This window comes from Pseudomonas sp. NPDC089428 (genome assembly GCF_044749325.1).
Lineage (GTDB): Bacteria > Pseudomonadota > Gammaproteobacteria > Pseudomonadales > Pseudomonadaceae > Aquipseudomonas.
The window spans coordinates 54,785-74,361 of sequence record NZ_JBIVHT010000016.1; the positions used below are offsets into that span (position 1 = coordinate 54,785).

Genomic DNA, 19,577 nt, shown 5'->3' on the forward strand with positions numbered 1-19,577 from the left:
AGCAAAAAATTCATCTTGGCCCCCCGTCGCCCGCAGTTGACGACAGGGGGAGGCACAGGCGTATATTGATAGTTAGCAAACTATGAATATCCTTGGTTCCCCAATGTCCATTGACTCCCTGCGCCTGCAAGTCAGCAGCGGCATGGTGGTTGCCGCTCGCCACTGGCGGCGCATCTGCCACAACGCCCTGATCGGCTACGGTATCTCCGAGGCCTGCGCCGCACCGTTGCTGATGATCGTGCGCCTGGGCGATGGCGTGCACCAGGTGGCTGTGGCCCAGGCTGCAGGCCTGGAAAGCCCGTCGCTGGTACGCCTGCTCGACCAGCTGTGCAAGGCTGGCCTGGTCTGCCGCAGCGAAGACCCGCTGGACCGCCGCGCCAAGGCCCTGAGCCTGACCGCCGAAGGCCGTCGCCTGGCCGAAGCCATCGAAGCCGAACTGGTGCGCGTGCGCCATGACGTACTGCAGGGCATCGACGAGGCCGACCTGCAGGCCGCGCTGCGCGTGTTGCGTGCCTTCGAGGCCGCTGGCCTGGGTACTGCGGGCGGGGTGGCATGAACGGTTTCTTTAGCTCGGTACCGCCGGCCCGCGACTGGTTCTACGGCGTGCGCACCTTTGCCGCGTCGATGATCGCCCTGTACATCGCCCTGCTGTTGCAATTGCCGCGACCGTACTGGGCGATGGCCACGGTGTACATCGTCTCCAGCCCGTTCGTCGGCCCTACCAGCTCCAAGGCGCTGTATCGCGCCGTGGGTACGCTGCTCGGTGCTGCCGGGGCAATCTTCTTCGTGCCGCCGCTGGTGCAGTCACCGTTGCTTTTGAGCATCGCTATCGCCCTGTGGACCGGCACCTTGCTGTTCCTTTCGCTGAACCTGCGCACGGCCAACAACTACGTACTGATGCTGGCGGGCTACACCTTGCCGATGATTGCCCTGGCGGTGGTCGACAACCCGCTGGCGGTGTTCGACGTGGCGTCTTCACGGGCCCAGGAAATCTGCCTGGGGATCGTCTGCGCGGCGGTGGTCGGTGCGATCTTCTGGCCGCGCCGGCTGGCTCCGGTGGTGGTGGGGGCCACCGGCAACTGGTTCGCCGAAGCGATCCGCTACAGCGACACCTACCTCGCCCGCGAAGCCAGCGCCGACAAGGTCGGCGGCATGCGCGGGGCGATGGTCACCACTTTCAACTCCTTGGAGCTGATGATCGGTCAGCTCGGCCATGAAGGTGCCGGCCCGCATACCCTGAAGAACGCCCGCGAGCTGCGCGGGCGGATGATTCACCTGCTGCCGGTGATCGACGCCCTCGACGATGCGCTGATCGCCCTCGAAGGCCGCGCCCCGGCCCATTACGCGCAGCTCCAGCCGGTGCTAAATGCCGCCCGAGAGTGGCTCAAAGGCACCGCCGACAGCGCCTCCATCGCCCGCTGGACGGCCCTGCACGAGCAGATCGAGCGCCTGCAGCCCGGCGCCGCCGCCCTCGACCAGCGTGCCGAGCTGCTGCTGTCCAACGCCCTCTACCGCCTGACCGAGTGGGCCGACCTGTGGCAGGACTGCTGCTCCCTGCAGCACGCCCTGCGCAGCGACGATCCCAAGCCCTGGCGCGCGGTTTACCGCCACTGGCGCCTGGGCCGGCTGACGGCGTTCTTCGACCGTGGCCTGATGCTCTACTCGGTGGTTTCCACGGTGCTGGCGATTGTCGTCGCCTGCGGCCTGTGGATCGGCCTGGGCTGGAACGACGGCGCCAGCGCAGTGATCCTCGCCGCCGTGTCGTGCAGCTTCTTTGCCGCCATGGACGACCCGGCGCCACAGATCTACCGGTTCTTCTTCTGGACCTTGATGTCGGTGATCTTCTCCAGCCTGTACCTGTTCCTGGTATTGCCCAACCTGCACGACTTCCCGATGCTGGTGCTGGCCTTCGCCGTCCCGTTCATCTGCGTCGGCACCCTGACCGTGCAGCCACGCTTCTACCTCGGTACCTTGCTGACCATCGTCAACACCTCGACGTTCATCAGTATCCAGGGAGCCTACGACGCCGACTTCCTGACCTTCCTCAACTCCAACCTGGCTGGCCCGGCGGGCCTGCTGTTCGCCTTCATCTGGACCCTGGTGATGCGCCCGTTCGGCGTGGAACTGGCGGCCAAGCGCATGACCCGCTTCGCCTGGCGCGACATCGTCGAAATGACCGAGCCGGCCACCCTGGCCGAGCATCGTCAGGTCGGCGTGCAGATGCTCGACCGCCTGATGCAGCACCTGCCGCGTCTGTCGCAGACCGGCCAGGACAGCGGCGTGGCCCTGCGTGACCTGCGCGTGGGGCTTAACCTGCTCGACCTGCTGGCGTACCTGCCGCGCGCCGGCCAGCAGGCCCGCGAGCGCCTTAGCACGGTGATCGAGGAAGTCGGCGCGCACTATGCCGCCTGCCTGCGCGCCGGTGAGCGCCTGCACGCGCCAGCCGCGTTGCTGCGCAACATGGAACGTGCGCGCCTGGCGCTGAACCTGGATGAACTGTACGAACGCGGCGATGCCCGTACCCACCTGCTGCATGCCCTGAGCGGCCTGCGCCTGGCACTGCTGCCGGGTGTCGAGGTGATGCTCGAGCCTGCCGAACAACCGCAACTGCCCCCCGGGCTCGACGGAGCGCCCCTGTGATCGGTGAACTGGATATCAGTGGGGTGTTCCTGCCCACGCTGCTGGTGATGATGTTTGGCACCTACCTGCTGTTCCTGGGGGTGCACGCGGTGCTGGTGCGCCTGCATTTCTACCGCCTGGTCTGGCACCGGGCGCTGTTCAACGTTGCCCTGTATGCCGTGCTGCTTGGCGCGGTGGACCATTTTTGCCGAAGCCTGATGCTGCCATGAAAAAACCTTTGCTGACCCTGGGCCGTGTGGTCCTGACCTTGCTGGTAGTGACCTTCGCCGCCGTGCTCGTGTGGCAGATGGTGGTGTACTACATGTTCGCCCCCTGGACCCGCGACGGCCATATCCGCGCCGACGTGATCCAGATCGCCCCGGACGTGTCCGGGCTGATCCAGAAGGTCGAGGTGCGTGACAACCAGACCGTCAAGCGCGGTGACGTGCTGTTCACCATCGACCAGGACCGCTTCACCCTGGCCCTGCGCCAGGCCAAGGCGACCCTCGGCGAGCGCCAGGAAACCCTGGCCCAGGCGTCCCGCGAAGCCCAGCGTAACCGCAAGCTCGGCAATCTGGTGGCGGCCGAACAGCTGGAAGAGAGCCAGTCCCGTGAGGCCCGTGCCCGCTCGGCGGTCAGTGAAGCCCAGGTGGCGGTCGACACAGCCCAGCTCAACCTTGACCGCTCGGTGGTGCGCAGTCCGGTGGACGGCTACCTCAACGACCGCGCCCCGCGCGACCACGAATTCGTCAGTGCCGGCCGCCCGGTGCTGTCGGTGGTCGACAGTGCTTCGTACCACGTTGATGGCTACTTCGAGGAAACCAAGCTCGGTGGCATCCACATCGGCGACGCCGTGGACATCCGCGTGATGGGCGACAACACCCGCCTGCGCGGCCATGTGCAGAGCTTCGCCGCCGGTATCGAAGACCGCGACCGCAGCAGCGGCGCCAACCTGCTGCCCAACGTCAACCCGGCGTTCAGCTGGGTGCGCCTGGCCCAGCGCATTCCGGTGCGCATCGCCTTCGACGAAGTGCCGGAAGACTTCCGCATGATCGCCGGGCGAACAGCCACCGTGTCGATCCTCGAGGGCCAGCGCCCATGAAACAGCTGATCCTGGCGGGGTTCTGCCTGTCCCTGGGGGCCTGCATGATGGTCGGCCCCGATTACCAAGTGCCGAAGGATGCGGCGGTGCAACGCAGCGACCTCAACGGCCCGCTGCGCCAGGATGCCGACAGCGTGGTGTCGGCACCGGTACCCGAGGACTGGTGGCAGCTGTATCAGGATCAACGCCTCAACGAGCTGGTGCGCCAGGCGCTGAGCGCCAATACCGAACTGCGCGTGGCCGCGGCCAACATCGCCAAGGCCCGTGCCCAGGTCGAAGTGGCCGAGTCGCAAGGTGGCTTCAATGGCGGCATCAAGGCGGGTGCCCAGCGCCTGCAGGAGTCCGGCCAAGCCTTCCTGCTACCTGAGAAGGTGCCGGTGGCCAACATCGGTGAGGCCATCATCAGCGCCTCGTACCAGTTCGACCTGTGGGGCACCTTCAAGCGCGGCACCGAGGCCGCCAAGGCCAACGCCGACGCGGTGCAGGCCGCCGCCGACACTGCGCGTATCACCCTGGTGGCCGACGTGGTCAAGGCCTACACCCAAGTGTGTTCGGCCAACGAGGAATACCACATCGCCCGCGAGTCGCTGGACCTGCAGGAGCAGAGCGTGAAGCTCAACCAGCGCCTGCGCGACGCCGGCCGTGGCGACGAAACCCAGGTCACCCGCTCGCAGACCCAGTTCAAGTCGTTGCGCGCCGAACTGCCGCGCTTCAAGGCCGAACGCGAAACGGGCATGTACACCTTGGCGGCGCTGCTGGCCAAGCCTGTGGATAAGTTGCCTGCCGGCACCGCAGATTGCGCCGAGTTGCCACAGCTGAACCAGCTGGTCCCGGTGGGTGACGGCGCGGCCCTGCTCAAACGCCGCCCCGACGTGCGCCAGGCCGAACGCCAGTTGGCAGCCGCCACCGCCGAAATCGGTGTGGCGACCGGTGCGCTGTATCCGGACATCAGCATCGGTGCCCAGGTCGGCACCATCGGTATCCTCGAAGACCTCGGTGATCCGTCGACCAACCGCTGGGGCTTTGGCCCACAGATCAGCTGGAGCATCCCGACCAACGGCACCCGCGCCCGCATCCGCATGGCTGAAGCCTCGACCCAGGCGGCCCTGGCGCACTTCGACGGGGTGGTGTTGAACGCCATCCGCGAGACCCAGACCCGCCTGGCGCAGTACAGCGCGCTGCTGGACCGGCGTGATGCGCTGGCCGAGGCGGAGAAGTCGGCGAAGGAAGCGGCGGATCAGACACACCGGTATTACCAGGCCGGGCGTGAGTCGTTCCTGGCGGATTTGCAGGCGACGCGGACCTATACCGATATGCGCTCGCAGCTGGCGGCGGCCAATAGCCAGGTGGCGTTGGGGCAGATTGGTGTGTTCCTGGCGTTGGGTGGGGGGTGGAAGGAGGCTGGGAAGCAGTGAGGGTGCAAGGGGGGGGTGGAAGGCTGATAGGTGCCTGCCTTTGCATTTTCGGCGCCTATGAGATCGAGCGCCGCCCGCGCGGCGCTTCGCGGGGCAAGCCCGCTCCCACAGTCTGTTTCGGGCCAATTTCTCCTATGCAAGTACTGGCGCCTGCCTTGGTGCATGACTGAAGATCAATAAAAAAGCAGTTGCGCCCACCTCAAAATACTGAAGGGGACAAACAAGGCGGGCAGTGGAGACCTCACAGAAGTGACTGGCCCGAAACAGACTGTGGGAGCGGGCTTGCCCCGCGAAGCGCCGCGCGGGCGGCGCTCGATCTCACAGGCGCTGAAAAAGCCAAGGCAGGCCCCTGTCAGCCCCCACCCAATCTCCCGCCAGGCACCTCAAGAATCCACTGCATTCCCCAGCCGCCATCCCTTTCCCTCACTTCATCAGATTTGTCTCAAGATTTTTCATGAAATCCCGCCACAACCCTTGAGAGAAGCAAAGTGGAAGTGAACAATGTTCTCTTTCGCATTCCCACCGAGACTGGCCATGAAAACCCGTTCCCGTCTGCTCGCCTGGTTGCCGGCTGTACTGCTTGGCCCGGTGCTGGCGCTGTGCAGCACCCTGGCGCAGGCCGAAGCGCCCGCCGAGGCTGCCAAAGCCCTGCATTTGCTGGACTACATTGGGGCCGACTACCCGCCGACCGTGGACAACGGCAAGGTGATCGACGACGGTGAATACCGTGAGCAGCAGGAATTCAGCGGCGTACTGGCCGACCTGGTCCAAGGCCTGCCGGCCAACGCCGAGCAAGCCGGTCTGCAGCAAGGTGTACAAGCACTGCGTCAGGCCATCGACCAGCGTCAGGACGGCGCAGCGGTAGCCAGGCAGGCCCGCCAGCTGGGCGCGCGCCTGGCGGTGGCCTATGAGGTCAGCCAGGCCCCGGTGATCACGCCGGACCCGGCCCGTGGCGCCTCGCTCTATGCGCAGAACTGCTCGATCTGCCACGGCGACACCGGCGCAGGCGACGGCCCGGCGGGCGTGGGCCTGGAGCCAGCACCGGCCAACCTGCGTGACACCGCACGCCTCGACCAGTTGAGCTTGTTCGACCTCTACAACACCCTGGCGCTGGGCATAGACGGTACCGAGATGCCGTCGTTCGCCGACCAGCTGGATGAGCGCCAGCGTTGGGATGTGGCTGCCTACATCGCCAGCTTCACTGCCAAGCCAGAAGCCGCCAAAGGCGACAAGACTTGGAACATCGCTGACCTGGCTCGTCAGACCCCGGCCGAAGTCGCCGCCAATGAAGGTGACGCTGTGGTCGAGGCGTTCCGCGCCCAGCGCGCCCAACCGCCGCTGGTCAAGCGCGGCCCGTCGCAGTTGCTCGAATACACTGCCAGCACCCTGGACAAAAGCCTGGCGGCCTACCGTGCAGGCGACCGTGACCAGGCCTACGACCTGTCCGTAGCGGCCTATCTGGAAGGCTTCGAGCTGGTCGAAAGCTCACTGGACAACATCGACACGCAAGCGCGCAAGAGCACCGAAAAGGCCCTGATGGCCTACCGTCAGTCCCTGCAGGACGGCCTGCCAGTCGCCCAGGCCGAACAGCGTCTTGCCGATGCCAAAACCAAGCTCGGCCAGGCGGCCAAGCTGCTGGGCAGCGATGGCCTGAGCTGGTCGCTGAGCTTCATTTCCGGCCTGCTGATCCTGTTGCGTGAGGGCCTGGAGGCGATCCTGGTACTGGCCGCTGTGCTGGCGTTTCTGCGCAACACTGGCCAGCAAACGGCCATTCGCAGCGTCAATATCGGCTGGGGCCTGGCGCTGGTCGCCGGCTTTGCCACCTGGGCCGTGGCGGCCTATGTGATCGACGTCGGCGGTGCACAGCGTGAGCTTCTCGAGGGCAGCACGGCCTTGTTCGCCAGCGTCATGGTGCTGTGGCTGGGGGTGTGGATGCACGACCGCCGCCATGCTGCCGCCTGGCAGGACTACATCAAGAGCAGCCTGGTCAGTGGCGGCGGGCGCTTCGGTTTTGCCGTGCTGGCGTTCTTCTCGGTGTACCGCGAGCTGTTCGAAGTGATTCTGTTCTACGAAACCCTGTGGCTGCAGGCTGGCCCAGCTGGTCACCAGGCGGTGCTGGCCGGCGGCGCAACGGCGTTGGTGCTGCTGGTGGGCCTGGCCTGGGTGATCCTGCGTGGGTCGGCGAAGTTGCCGCTGTCGCTGTTCTTTAGCATCAACGCCGGGCTGTTGTGCGCGCTGTCGGTGGTGTTCGCCGGGCATGGCGTGAAGGCGCTGCAGGAGGCGGGCGTGCTGGGCACGCGGCCGGTGGCGTTCTTCGAATTTGACTGGTTGGGGATTCACCCCGATGTGTACTCGCTGAGTGCACAGGCGGTGGCGCTGCTGGCCATTCTGGTGTTGTATGGGCGTAGTCGCCTGGCCGAGAAGCGGCGGGCTACCGTTTGAAGGTTGATGCTGCTGGCCTCTTCGCGGGCTTGCCCGCGAAGAGGCCAGTGCAGGAATGAAGAGATCTGACTGAATGCGCATCTGGATCGACGCCGACGCCTGCCCCAAGGCAGCCAAGGACCTGATCGTCAAATTCGCCCTCAAGCGCCAGCTCGAGGTGGTGATGGTCGCCGGCCAGGCCGTGGCCAAGCCGGCCTTCGCGATTGTGCGCCTGATCGTGGTGCCCAGCGGCATGGACGCAGCCGACGATTACCTGGTCGAGCACGCCGTGCCTGGCGAGCTGGTGATCTGCAGCGACGTGCCGCTGGCCGACCGCCTGATCAAGAAGGGCGTGGCAGCCCTGGACCCGCGTGGCCGCGAGTTCGACGAACGCAACATGGGCGAGCGCCTGGCGGTGCGCAACCTGTTCACCGAGCTGCGCGAGCAGGGCCAGGTCGGGGGAGGGCAGGCGCCCTATGGCGAACGCGAGAAACAGGCGTTTGCCAATGCCCTGGACCGCATCCTGACCCGCTTGACCAAGTAGTGGCCTGGGGCTGCTTTGCAGCCCATCGCCGGCAAGCGCGGCTCCCACACCGACCGTATTCTGCTCTAGTCATGCGCAATCCCTGGACTGCGCTTGGCGGCGATGGCCAGCGCAGCAGGCCCTTACTGCTCCCCTTCGTGGGTCAGTTCCAGCACCCGGTCGACCAGCTTGTAGATGCCACCGGCGGCTTCGCTGATCGATTTGGCAACCATGTAGGCTGGGGTGGTGACCAGTTTGCGCTGGCTGTCTTCGACGATGTCATGTACATCGCATTCTTCATGCTTGCCGCCCATTTTCTCCACGGCCGACGCGGTGCCCGCGTCATTGCCGATGGTGCAGATCACCCCCGGGCCATAGATCTTCGCCGCCAGTGCCGGCGAGATGCAGATCAGGCCGACCGGCTTGCAGGCTTCGGCAAAGGCTTCGGCCAGTGTCAGTACATCCGGGTTCACCGTGCATTCGCTGCCAGCCACGGCAAAGTTGGACAGGTTCTTCGCTGCACCGAAGCCACCCGGCACGATCAGCGCGTCGAAATCCTCGGCCTTGGCTTCGCGGATATCCTTCACCTCGCCGCGGGCGATGCGCGCCGACTCGGTCAGCACATTGCGTGATTCGGGCATTTCCTGACCGGTCAGGTGGTCGATCACGTGCATCTGCGCGATGTTCGGCGCAAAGCACTGCACCTGTGCGCCACGCTGGTCGAGGCGCAGCAGGGTGATCACACTTTCGTGGATTTCGGCACCGTCGTACACACCACAGCCGGAAAGAATCACCGCTACTTTCTTGGTCATGCTCATTACTCCATTTTCGAGGCGCTAAATGTCCTCTAGTTTGGCAGATGTGGCCATAGGGATTACGGCGGGCGCATCCTAATCTCTGTGGATAACCATCGAGAGCGTTGCCCATGGACCTGATTCTGCTGGCCGTGCCGTTCTTCTTCGTGCTGATCGCGGTGGAGCTGGTCGCCGACCGCGTGCGTGGCCAGCGCAACTTCACCCTGGCCGATTCGATCAACAGCCTCAGCACCGGTGCGCTGTCCACCAGCACCGGCCTGTTGACCAAAGGGGTAGGGCTGCTGACCTATGCGCTGGCCTGGGAGCACCTGGCGCTGCTGCGCCTGCCGCAGAACGCCCTGTGGGTCTGGCTGCTGGCCTTCGTGCTGTACGACCTGTGCTACTACTGGCTGCACCGCCTGGGCCATGAGCGCAACGTGCTGTGGGCGGCGCATTCGGTGCATCACCAGAGCGAGGAGTACAACCTCACCACCGCCCTTCGCCAGACCAGCAGCGGTTTCATCTTCTCGTGGATCTTCTACTTGCCGCTGGCGCTGGTCGGCGTGCCGCCCGTGGTGTTCATCACTGTGGCGTCGCTGAACCTGCTGTACCAGTTCTGGGTGCACACCCGGCACATCCCCAAGCTGGGTTGGCTCGAGTGGGTGCTGATCACGCCGTCCAACCATCGCGTCCACCATGCGCAGAATCCTGCTTACTTGGATCGCAACTACGGTGGTGTGTTCATTGTCTGGGATCGCCTGTTCGGCACGTTCAAGGAAGAGGACCCGGCCGAGCCCGTTGTGTTCGGCGTGACCACGCCCTTGGCCAGCTGGAACCCGTTGTGGGCCAACCTGCAGTTCTATGCCCAGCTGTGCAGCGATGCCCGCCGCACCCGCCGCTGGCAGGACAAGCTGCGCATCTGGTTCATGCCCACCGGCTGGCGCCCGGCCGATGTCGCGGCGGCTTATCCACAGGCGAAGCAGAACCTGGCGTTGTTCCGCAAGTTCGAGATTGCCCTCGGCCGGGCGTGGCAGGTGTACGTGGCGGCGCAGTTCGTCGTCTACATCGCATTGGGCAGCTACCTGATGGACGTGGCCGAGCGTGTGCCGAGCGCCGCCCTGGTGCTCGGTTGGTCGCTGATGGCATTTGGCTTGTTCGTCTTGGGTGCGGCCCTGGAAAACCGGCCGTGGGCGGTGCGCCTGGAGCTGGCGCGCCTGCTGACGCTGGTGCCGGCGCTGTACCTGGCCGGCACGCTGGGCTTAGCGGTGGTCGTGCCCGTGTTCTGGCTGCTTCTCGGTGTTTACCTGCTGCTCAGTGCTGGCGGGCTGTTCCTCTGCCGCCGCGCGGCGCTCGGCGCGGATGGTGCGAAAGCGCCGGCGCAGCCACAGCAGGCCACCCAGCAGCAACAGGCCGCCGAGCACCCATAGCTCGTACTTCTTGATACTGCCCAGCATGCCTTCGAGGATGGCGCCGAAGTGGTAGGCCGCCAGGCCCAGCGCCAGGGCCCATACGGCGGCGCCGATGCCGTTGAGCAGCAAGTAGCGGCGCGGCGGGTAGCCGGACAGACCGATGGCCACCGGCATCACCGTGCGCAGGCCATAGACGAAGCGGAAGCTCAGCACCCAGATGTCCGGGTGGCGGCGGATATGCTCCAGTGCCCGGTCACCCATGGCCTGCCAGCGCGGCTTGCGCGCGAGGATCTTGCGCCCGTGCCGCCGGCCCATGAAGTACCACAGCTGGTCGCCGGCGTAGCTGCCACAGAAGGCCACCAGGACCACCAGCTTGATGTCCATGTATTCGCGGAACGCAAGGAATCCCGCAAGTACCAGAATGGTCTCGCCTTCGAAGAAGGTGCCTAGAAAAAGGGCAAAGTAGCCGAAATCCTGCAGGAATTGTTGGAGCATTTTCTGAGGTGCTGGCGAAATGAACGCGCAGCCTACCCCTTCGCGCGCATTCGTGAAAGTGTCCAAATGTGTCTCGACGTGAACAATTCCTACACGGACAATACCGGCAGCCTCAAGCCGCGCCTTGCGCGAAGCTGTAACACAGCCGTCATAATGGACGCTTATCTTGCCGCTCAATTGATCATAGGGCGTTAACGTCCTCAGGAACGTCAGATGAATAATGAAGTGCTAACCCCTGTCGCGATCAAGGATGCCCAGGCAGTCCCCGAAGAGATGGTACAGACCCCGCCGGACCTGCCCGAGGTTGCCGAGCCGGTGGTCGAAGCCCCCGCCCCGGCCCCCACGCCGGCGCCGGCCATCGCCGTCCCGAGCCTGGACGACAGCAGCCTGTACATTCATCGCGAACTTTCGCAGCTGCAATTCAACATCCGCGTGCTGGAGCAGGCGCTGGACGAATCGTATCCGCTGCTCGAACGCCTCAAATTCCTGCTGATCTTTTCCAGCAACCTCGACGAGTTCTTCGAGATCCGCGTCGCCGGCCTGAAGAAGCAGATCAACTTCGCCCGCGAACTTGCCGGCGCCGACGGCCTGCAGCCGCACCAGGCACTGGCGCGCATCAGCGAGCTGGTGCACATCGAGGTGGAGCGCCAGTACGCCATCCTCAACGACGTGCTGCTGCCTGAGCTGGAAAAGCACGCCATCCGCTTCATTCGTCGCCGTTACTGGACGCCGAAGCTCAAGACCTGGGTGCGCCGCTATTTCCGCGACGAGATCGCGCCGATCATCACCCCGATCGGTCTCGACCCGACCCACCCGTTCCCGTTGCTGGTCAACAAGAGCCTGAACTTCATCGTCGAGCTCGAAGGCGTCGACGCCTTTGGCCGCGATTCCGGTTTGGCGATCATCCCGGCACCCCGCCTGCTGCCGCGCGTCATTCGCGTGCCGGAAGACGTCGGTGGCCCAGGCGACAATTACGTGTTCCTGTCGTCGATGATCCACGCCCACGCCGATGACCTGTTCCAGGGCATGAAGGTCAAGGGTTGCTACCAGTTCCGCCTGACCCGTAACGCCGACCTGGCGCTGGATTCCGAAGAAGTCGACGACCTCGCCCGGGCCCTGCGCGGTGAACTGTTCTCGCGCCGCTACGGCGATGCCGTGCGCCTGGAAGTGGCCGACACCTGCCCGAAACACCTGTCGGATTACCTGCTCAAGCAGTTCAGCCTGAGCGAGAGCGAGCTCTACCAGGTCAACGGCCCGGTCAACCTGACCCGCCTGTTCAGCATCACCGGCCTCGACAGCCATCCGGAGCTGCAGTACACGCCGTTCACCCCGGCCATCCCCAAGCTGCTGCAGAACGCCGACAACATCTTCAGCGTGATCGGCAAGCAGGACATCCTGCTGATGCACCCGTTCGAGTCCTTCACCCCGGTGATCGACCTGCTGCGCCAGGCCGCCAAGGACCCGCACGTGCTCGCCGTGCGCCAGACCTTGTACCGCTCCGGGGCCAACTCGGAGATCGTCGACGCGTTGGTGGATGCGGCGCGTAACGGCAAGGAGGTCACCGCGGTGATCGAGCTGCGCGCGCGCTTCGACGAAGAGTCCAACCTGCAGATGGCCAGCCGCCTGCAGGCCGCCGGTGCGGTGGTGATCTACGGTGTGGTCGGTTTCAAGACCCACGCCAAGATGATGCTGATCCTGCGCCGCGAGCAGGGCGAGATCGTGCGTTACGCACACCTGGGTACCGGCAACTACCACGCCGGCAACGCCCGGCTGTACACCGACTATAGCCTGCTGACCTCCGACGACGCCCTTACCGAGGACGTCGGCAAGCTGTTCAGCCAACTGATCGGCATGGGCAAGACCCTGCGCATGAAGAAGCTGCTGCACGCGCCGTTTACCTTGAAGAAGGGCATGCTCGACATGATCGCCCGGGAGACCCAGTTCGCCCTGGAAGGCAAGCCCGCGCACATCATTGCCAAGTTCAACTCGCTGACCGACGCCAAGGTCATCAAGGCGCTGTACAAGGCCAGCCAGTCGGGCGTGAAGATCGACCTGGTGGTGCGCGGCATGTGCTGCCTGCGCCCAGGTATTCCGGGGGTTTCGCACAACATCCAGGTGCGCTCGATCATCGGCCGCTTCCTCGAGCACACGCGGGTGTTCTACTTCCTCAACGGCGGCGAAGAGCAGATCTACCTGTCCAGCGCCGACTGGATGGAGCGCAACCTCGACAAGCGCGTCGAGACGTGCTTCCCGGTAGAGGGCAAGAAGCTGCTGCTGCGGGTGAAGAAGGAGCTCGAAGGCTACCTGACCGACAACACCCACGCCTGGACCCTGCAGCCTGACGGGCGCTACGTACGCAGCACCCCGACTGGCAACCAGAACCCGCGCAGTGCCCAGGCGACCCTGCTGGAGCGCCTGAGCAACCCGGTCCTCAACGTACGCTGAGGACGAAGCCGACCCGGGTCAGCCACTCCGCCTCGTTGGCGAAGTCGGCCTGGGTCAGCTGGTTCTGCTCCAGCCAGCCTTCCGGGAATACCACTTCAAGGCTGTTTTCGCCGGCCCGCAGCTCTACCTTGGGCATCTGCTGGTTGCCCCGGATGTGGTGGAACAGGATGGCGAAGCGCAGCAGCACGCACAGGCGAATCAGTTGCACGGCGTCGTCGCCGAATTCTGTGAACTTGTCCTTGGGGATGTTGCGGCGATGGCCGCGTACCAGCAGGGCCATCATCTGCTGCTCGTCGCGAGAGAACCCGGCCAGGTCGGAGTGCTCGATCAGGTAGGCACCGTGCTTGTGGTAGTGGTAGTGGGCGATATCCAGGCCGATTTCGTGGATTTTCGCCGCCCAACCCAGCAGATCGCGCCAGTTTCCTTCCTCAAGCTGCCAGGCCTCGGCCACCTGGTCGAAGGCATTCAGGGCCTTGCGCTCGACGCGCGCGGCCTGCCCCTGGTCGACGTGATAACGCTCCATCAGCGAGTTGAGGGTGCGCTCGCGCACATCCTCGTGATGATGGCGGCCAAGCAGGTCGAACAGCACGCCTTCGCGCAGGGCACCGTCGCAGTGTTCCATGCGCTGCAGCTCCAGGGCGTCGAAGATCGCCTCGAGAATCGCCAGGCCGGCCGGGAAGATGGTGCGCCGGTCGGGTTTGATGCCTTCGAAGTCGATCTTGTCGACCTCGCCCAGCTTGAACAGCTTGCGCTTGACCCAGGCCAGGCCTTCGGCATTGACCTCGCCGTTGCCCAGGCCGCCGGCCTTGATCGCGGCGCCGATGGCGCGGATGGTGCCGGACGAGCCAATGGCCTCGTCCCAGGTCAGGCGATGCAGGGCGTTTTCGATGCTCATCAGCTCCAGGCGTGCGGCGGTGTAGGCCTGGGCATAGCGCGCCGGGGTGATCTTGCCGTCACGGAAGTAACGCTGGGTAAAGCTCACGCAGCCCATCTGCAGGCTTTCGCGCAGCAGCGGTTCGAAGCGCTGGCCGATGATGAACTCGGTACTGCCGCCGCCGATGTCGGCGACCAGGCGCTTGCCGGGGGTGTCGGCCAGGGTGTGCGACACGCCGAGGTAGATCAGGCGCGCCTCTTCACGGCCGGAGATGACCTCCACCGGGTGGCCGAGGATGGCTTCGGCACGCTGGATGAATTCGTTGCGGTTGCGCGCTTCGCGCAGGGCGTTGGTGCCGACGATGCGCACCGAGCCTGCCGGCATGCCGTTGATCAGCTGGGCAAAACGCTTGAGGCATTCCAGGCCTCGCTCCATGGCTTCTTCGCTGAGCCTGCGCTCATCGTCGATGCCGGCGGCCAGCTGAACCTTCTCGCCGAGCCGCTCGAGAATGCGGATCTCGGTGTGGTGTGCCTTGGCCACGACCATGTGGAAGCTGTTGGAGCCCAGGTCGATGGCGGCGATCAGGGACAGGTTCTTCGCGGAAGTATGCGGCATTCTGTGTGTTCTCGGTCGGTAACCCGGCAATCGTGCCACGATCCTTGGCTGACGCCAACGCGCACCACACCGGGCCTTGATGCAAGGCAATGTGCCATTCCAATGCTATGACACTTGTGTGACAGTTTCGATTCGCGGCGTCTTGCACAACTATAGTTACACTCAATCGTCCGTGACTTCCTGTAGGGCCTGGGTACGGCTATCATGGGCCACGTTTTTTTGCTTACGACCCTGGAGATATCCATGAGCAGCGATCTGATCAAACACGTCACCGACGCCACCTTCGATGCCGAAGTCCTGCAGGCTCAAGGCCCGGTGCTGGTCGACTACTGGGCTGAATGGTGCGGTCCATGCAAGATGATCGCTCCGGTTCTGGACGACATCGCCGCTACCTACGAGGGCAAACTGACTGTCGCCAAGCTGAACATCGACGACAACCAGGAAACCCCAGCCAAGCACGGCGTGCGTGGTATCCCGACCCTGATGCTGTTCAAGAACGGCAACGTCGAAGCCACCAAGGTCGGCGCCCTGTCCAAATCGCAGCTGGCCGCGTTCCTCGACGCCCACCTGTGAGGTGATGTGAAAAAGCCCCGCAAATGCGGGGTTTTTCTTTTTCAGAGCACTAGACGCAGAAAAAAGCAAGTGTTACATTCGGCCTCGCACTGCTTCTCCAGTGCCCTCTGCACGCCGTCGCCGAAGCATCCCTAATTCGAATCAGTACGCGATCCTGTCGCCATCTAGCGGCGCGGCTTCATTAAGCCAAAGCTTAATTCTCCCTTCTTACATGATTACGTCATTCCCCTTATGAACCTGACTGAACTCAAGCAAAAGCCGATTACCGATCTTTTGGAAATGGCCGAACAGATGGGCATCGAAAACATGGCCCGTTCGCGCAAACAGGACGTGATTTTCGCCCTGCTGAAGAAGCATGCGAAAAGCGGCGAAGAGATCTCGGGTGACGGCGTGCTGGAGATTCTCCAGGATGGTTTCGGTTTCCTGCGTTCGGCTGATGCGTCCTACCTGGCCGGCCCCGACGACATCTACGTCTCGCCAAGCCAGATCCGCCGCTTCAACCTGCGTACCGGCGACACCATCGTCGGCAAGATCCGCCCACCGAAGGAAGGGGAGCGTTACTTCGCCCTGCTGAAGGTCGACACCATCAACTTCGACCGCCCGGAAAACGCGAAGAACAAGATCCTGTTCGAAAACCTGACGCCGCTGTTCCCGAACAAGCGCCTGAAGATGGAAGCCGGTAACGGCTCCACCGAAGACCTCACCGGTCGCGTCATCGACCTGTGCGCCCCGATCGGCAAAGGCCAGCGTGGCCTGATCGTCGCTCCGCCGAAAGCCGGTAAGACGATCATGCTGCAGAACATCGCGGCGAACATCACCCGTAACAACCCCGAGTGCCACCTGATCGTCCTGCTGATCGACGAGCGCCCGGAAGAAGTGACCGAAATGCAGCGCACCGTGCGCGGCGAAGTGGTTGCCTCGACCTTCGACGAGCCGCCAACCCGCCACGTGCAGGTTGCCGAAATGGTCATCGAGAAGGCCAAGCGCCTGGTCGAGCACAAGAAGGACGTGGTCATCCTGCTGGACTCCATCACGCGTCTGGCACGTGCCTACAACACCGTGATCCCGAGCTCTGGCAAGGTGCTGACCGGTGGTGTCGACGCCCACGCCCTGGAGAAGCCGAAGCGCTTCTTTGGCGCCGCGCGTAACATCGAGGAAGGCGGTTCGCTGACCATCATCGCCACTGCGCTGGTCGAAACCGGCTCGAAGATGGACGAAGTGATCTACGAAGAGTTCAAGGGTACCGGCAACATGGAGCTGCCCCTGGACCGTCGTATCGCCGAGAAGCGCGTCTTCCCGGCCATCAACATCAACCGTTCCGGCACCCGCCGCGAAGAGCTGCTGACTGCCGACGACGAACTGCAGCGCATGTGGATCCTGCGCAAGCTGCTGCACCCGATGGACGAGATCGCCGCCATCGAGTTCCTGGTCGACAAGCTCAAGCAGACCAAGACCAACGACGAGTTCTTCCTGTCGATGAAGCGCAAGTAAGCACTTCAAGCCGGAATTGATTGGGGCTGCTTCGCACCCCTTCGCGGGCAAGCCCGCTTCCACAGGTTCAATGCGATCCTTGTGGTAGCGGGCTTGCCCGCGAAGGGGCGCGAAGCGGCCCCAACGCATTTTTGGCCCAAATAAAGCCCGAACGGCGCTACACTCTGCACCCCGACCGATACGGCCAAAACGAGGCTCATGCATGCAGTATCGCGATTTGCGCGACTTCATCCGTGGCCTGGAGCAGCGCGGTGAACTCAAGCGCATCCAGGTTCCGATTTCCCCAGTCCTGGAAATGACCGAGGTCTGCGACCGCACCCTGCGCGCCAAGGGCCCGGCGTTGCTGTTCGAAAAGCCCACGGGCTTCGACATCCCGGTGCTGGGCAACCTGTTCGGCACGCCCGAACGCGTGGCCATGGGCATGGGCGCCGAGTCGGTCGACGAACTGCGCGAGATCGGCAAGCTGCTGGCCTTCCTCAAGGAGCCTGAGCCGCCAAAAGGCCTGAAAGACGCCTGGTCCAAGCTGCCGATCTTCAAGAAGGTCGTGTCGATGGCGCCGAAGGTGGTCAAGGACGCGGTGTGCCAGGAAGTGGTCGTCGAGGGCGATGATGTCGACCTCGGCCAGCTGCCGATCCAGCACTGCTGGCCGGGCGACGTGGCGCCGCTGATCACCTGGGGCCTGACCGTGACCCGCGGCCCGAACAAGGACCGCCAGAACCTGGGTATCTACCGCCAACAGGTGATCGGCCGCAACAAGGTGATCATGCGTTGGCTGAGCCACCGTGGCGGCGCCCTGGATTATCGCGAGTGGTGTGAGAAGAACCCGGGCCAGCCGTTCCCGGTCGCCGTGGCCCTGGGCGCTGACCCGGCCACCATCCTTGGCGCCGTGACGCCAGTGCCGGACACCCTTTCCGAGTATGCCTTCGCCGGCCTGCTGCGCGGCAACCGTACCGAGCTGGTCAAGTGCCGTGGCAGCAACCTGCAGGTGCCGGCCACCGCCGAGATCATCCTCGAAGGTGTGATCCACCCGGGCGAAATGGCCCCGGAAGGCCCGTATGGCGACCATACCGGTTACTACAATGAAGTGGACAGCTTCCCGGTGTTCACCGTCGAGCGCATCACCCACCGGCAGAAGCCGATCTACCACAGCACCTACACCGGCCGGCCGCCGGATGAGCCGGCGATCCTCGGTGTGGCGCTGAATGAAGTGTTCGTGCCGATCCTGCAGAAGCAGTTCCCGGAAATCGTCGACTTCTACCTGCCGCCGGAAGGCTGCTCGTACCGCATGGCGGTGGTGACCATGAAAAAGCAGTACCCAGGCCACGCCAAGCGCGTGATGCTGGGTGTGTGGTCGTTCCTGCGACAGTTCATGTACACCAAGTTCGTTATTGTCACCGACGACGATATCAACGCCCGCGACTGGAACGATGTGATCTGGGCCATCACCACGCGCATGGACCCCAAGCGTGATACGGTGATGATCGACAACACGCCGATCGATTACCTGGACTTCGCGTCGCCGGTATCGGGGCTGGGGTCGAAGATGGGCCTGGACGCCACGCACAAGTGGCCGGGCGAGACTACACGCGAATGGGGCCGGGTCATCGTCAAGGACGAGGCCGTCACCCGCCGTATCGATGAGCTGTGGGATCAGTTGGGAATAGATTGATGCAGGTAACGTTGCAGCCGTCCGGGGCGGTGCTGGCGCTCGAACCCGGGGAACGGATCCTGGATGGAGCGCGGCGGCTGGGCTATGACTGCCCGAACAGCTGCCGCAATGGCAATTGCCATGTCTGCGCCGCGTTGTTGGTCGAAGGAAGCGTGCGTCAGGACGGTGAAGTCCGTGACCATGGCGAGTTGTTCACCTGCATTGCCGAACCACTGGAGGACTGTGTGTTGCTCTGGGATGGCGTGCTCGCCCTGGGTGAGCTGCCAGTGCGCAAGCTGGCGTGCAGCGTGAGCGAATGCGTCGAGGTCGGTGGCGACGTCTGGCGCGTGCGCTTGCGCGCGCCGGCCGGCAAGCCGCCGCGTTACCATGCCGGGCAGTACTTGATGATCGAGCGCGAGGGCGGCAAGCAGGCGGCCTTCTCGCTGGCCTCTGCGCCGCATTCCGGGCGAGATCTGGAGCTGCATGTGCTGGTCCGAGAGGCCAGTGCCCAGCAACTGCTGGCACAGCTGCAACGCGACCGCGTGGCGCGCATCGAAATGCCGTTTGGCGATACCCACCTGGCCGAGTTGCCTGACGGGCCACTGGTGCTGATTGCCGCCGGTACCGGCATGGGGCAAATGCACAGCCTGGTCGAACATTGCCGTGCCCAAGGCTTCAAGCATCCGGTGCACCTGTACTGGGGCGTGCGTCGTCCGGAAGACTTCTACACAATCGAGCATTGGGCCGAATGGCAGCGCTTGCCCAACCTGTTCCTGCACAAGGTGGTCAGTGACCTGTGTGGCTGGGAAGGGCGCTGCGGCATGCTGCACGAAGCGGTGTGCGAGGACGTGAAAGACCTCAATAGCGTGCATGTGTATGCCAGCGGCTCGCCGAACATGGTCTACGCCACCCTCGACGCCCTGGTCGAGGCTGGCATGGATGCGCACCGCATGCGTGCCGATGTGTTTGCCTACGCACCACGCGGTTAATAACCGAAGTTTCAAGTAGCGGGTATAAGGCGGTAATTATTACCGCCTGAGCCACTAACTTTCACCGCTTTCGGAATAATAATTCCCAGTCGTCGGAACTGTGCGTGAAACTTGCTCGCCAGGGCTTGAGCATTCTCCTGTTTCTATCCTATGGTTAATGCAGG

Annotated in this window: 15 protein-coding genes and 1 pseudogene; 13 read left to right on the forward strand and 3 right to left on the reverse strand. The window is 64.0% G+C overall.

The genetic code is table 11. The features are described 5' to 3' along the window. The first annotated feature begins 103 nt into the window (after positions 1-103). From ACIPZ5_RS22980 to ACIPZ5_RS23010, 7 genes are all read left to right on the forward strand, one after another. Complete coding sequence (locus tag ACIPZ5_RS22980; RefSeq protein WP_060486199.1) at positions 104-556, forward strand: MarR family winged helix-turn-helix transcriptional regulator; 453 nt, start codon at positions 104-106, stop codon at positions 554-556. Next, positions 553-2,640, forward strand: coding sequence for an FUSC family protein (locus ACIPZ5_RS22985; protein ID WP_400810808.1), 2,088 nt, complete (start codon positions 553-555; stop codon positions 2,638-2,640). The genes ACIPZ5_RS22980 and ACIPZ5_RS22985 overlap by 4 nt, the downstream gene beginning before the upstream one ends. After that, positions 2,637-2,849, forward strand: a complete 213-nt coding sequence (locus tag ACIPZ5_RS22990; RefSeq protein WP_016392395.1) for a DUF1656 domain-containing protein — start codon at positions 2,637-2,639, stop codon at positions 2,847-2,849. The genes ACIPZ5_RS22985 and ACIPZ5_RS22990 overlap by 4 nt, the downstream gene beginning before the upstream one ends. Beyond that, on the forward strand, positions 2,846-3,721 hold the full coding sequence (locus ACIPZ5_RS22995) for an HlyD family secretion protein (protein WP_054883917.1): 876 nt from the start codon (positions 2,846-2,848) through the stop codon (positions 3,719-3,721). The genes ACIPZ5_RS22990 and ACIPZ5_RS22995 overlap by 4 nt, the downstream gene beginning before the upstream one ends. Then, positions 3,718-5,136 (forward strand): efflux transporter outer membrane subunit, encoded by a 1,419-nt coding sequence (locus ACIPZ5_RS23000; RefSeq protein WP_400810810.1) that lies wholly within the window; start codon positions 3,718-3,720, stop codon positions 5,134-5,136. Before ACIPZ5_RS22995 ends, ACIPZ5_RS23000 begins: the two co-directional genes overlap by 4 nt. 501 nt (positions 5,137-5,637) lie before the next feature. Next, positions 5,638-7,578, forward strand: a complete 1,941-nt coding sequence (locus ACIPZ5_RS23005) for an FTR1 family protein (RefSeq protein ID WP_343599092.1) — start codon at positions 5,638-5,640, stop codon at positions 7,576-7,578. Between the two features lie 73 nt (positions 7,579-7,651). Continuing rightward, positions 7,652-8,101, forward strand: a complete 450-nt coding sequence (locus ACIPZ5_RS23010; RefSeq protein ID WP_060485674.1) for a YaiI/YqxD family protein — start codon at positions 7,652-7,654, stop codon at positions 8,099-8,101. A 122-nt stretch (positions 8,102-8,223) separates the two neighbouring features. Here ACIPZ5_RS23010 and elbB read toward each other — a convergent pair whose 3' ends face one another. Continuing rightward, on the reverse strand, positions 8,224-8,892 hold the full coding sequence (elbB, locus tag ACIPZ5_RS23015) for an isoprenoid biosynthesis glyoxalase ElbB (protein ID WP_400810812.1): 669 nt from the start codon (positions 8,890-8,892) through the stop codon (positions 8,224-8,226). Between the two features lie 113 nt (positions 8,893-9,005). On the opposite strand from elbB, the pseudogene ACIPZ5_RS23020 reads away from it, so the two are divergent. Then, positions 9,006-9,632: pseudogene (locus tag ACIPZ5_RS23020) on the forward strand (sterol desaturase family protein); the annotation flags it as partial. A gap of 501 nt (positions 9,633-10,133) precedes the next feature. Here the strand turns inward: ACIPZ5_RS23020 and ACIPZ5_RS23025 are convergent. Next, entirely contained in the window at positions 10,134-10,778 is a 645-nt protein-coding gene (locus tag ACIPZ5_RS23025) for a DedA family protein (protein WP_261942225.1), read from the reverse strand. A 213-nt stretch (positions 10,779-10,991) separates the two neighbouring features. Between ACIPZ5_RS23025 and ppk1 the strand changes: the two genes are divergently transcribed. After that, a complete protein-coding gene (gene ppk1, locus ACIPZ5_RS23030) occupies positions 10,992-13,223 on the forward strand; it encodes a polyphosphate kinase 1 (protein WP_343599087.1) in 2,232 nt (743 codons plus the stop codon). Here the strand turns inward: ppk1 and ppx are convergent. Next, a complete protein-coding gene (gene ppx, locus ACIPZ5_RS23035; RefSeq protein WP_400810814.1) occupies positions 13,210-14,712 on the reverse strand; it encodes an exopolyphosphatase in 1,503 nt (500 codons plus the stop codon). The genes ppk1 and ppx overlap by 14 nt on opposite strands. Before the next feature lie 243 nt (positions 14,713-14,955). Here ppx and trxA point away from each other — a divergent pair, with 243 nt between their 5' ends. The 4 genes from trxA to ACIPZ5_RS23055 all read left to right on the forward strand — a co-directional run bounded on the left by trxA (position 14,956) and on the right by ACIPZ5_RS23055 (position 19,413). Then, complete coding sequence (gene trxA, locus ACIPZ5_RS23040; protein WP_085676410.1) at positions 14,956-15,285, forward strand: thioredoxin TrxA; 330 nt, start codon at positions 14,956-14,958, stop codon at positions 15,283-15,285. 231 nt (positions 15,286-15,516) lie between these two features. Next, positions 15,517-16,776 (forward strand): transcription termination factor Rho, encoded by a 1,260-nt coding sequence (rho, locus tag ACIPZ5_RS23045; protein WP_003253661.1) that lies wholly within the window; start codon positions 15,517-15,519, stop codon positions 16,774-16,776. Between the two features lie 202 nt (positions 16,777-16,978). Beyond that, entirely contained in the window at positions 16,979-18,445 is a 1,467-nt protein-coding gene (gene ubiD, locus ACIPZ5_RS23050; protein ID WP_060513169.1) for a 4-hydroxy-3-polyprenylbenzoate decarboxylase, read from the forward strand. Further along, a complete protein-coding gene (locus ACIPZ5_RS23055; protein WP_261942228.1) occupies positions 18,445-19,413 on the forward strand; it encodes a CDP-6-deoxy-delta-3,4-glucoseen reductase in 969 nt (322 codons plus the stop codon). Before ubiD ends, ACIPZ5_RS23055 begins: the two co-directional genes overlap by 1 nt. Positions 19,414-19,577: the final 164 nt, after the last annotated feature.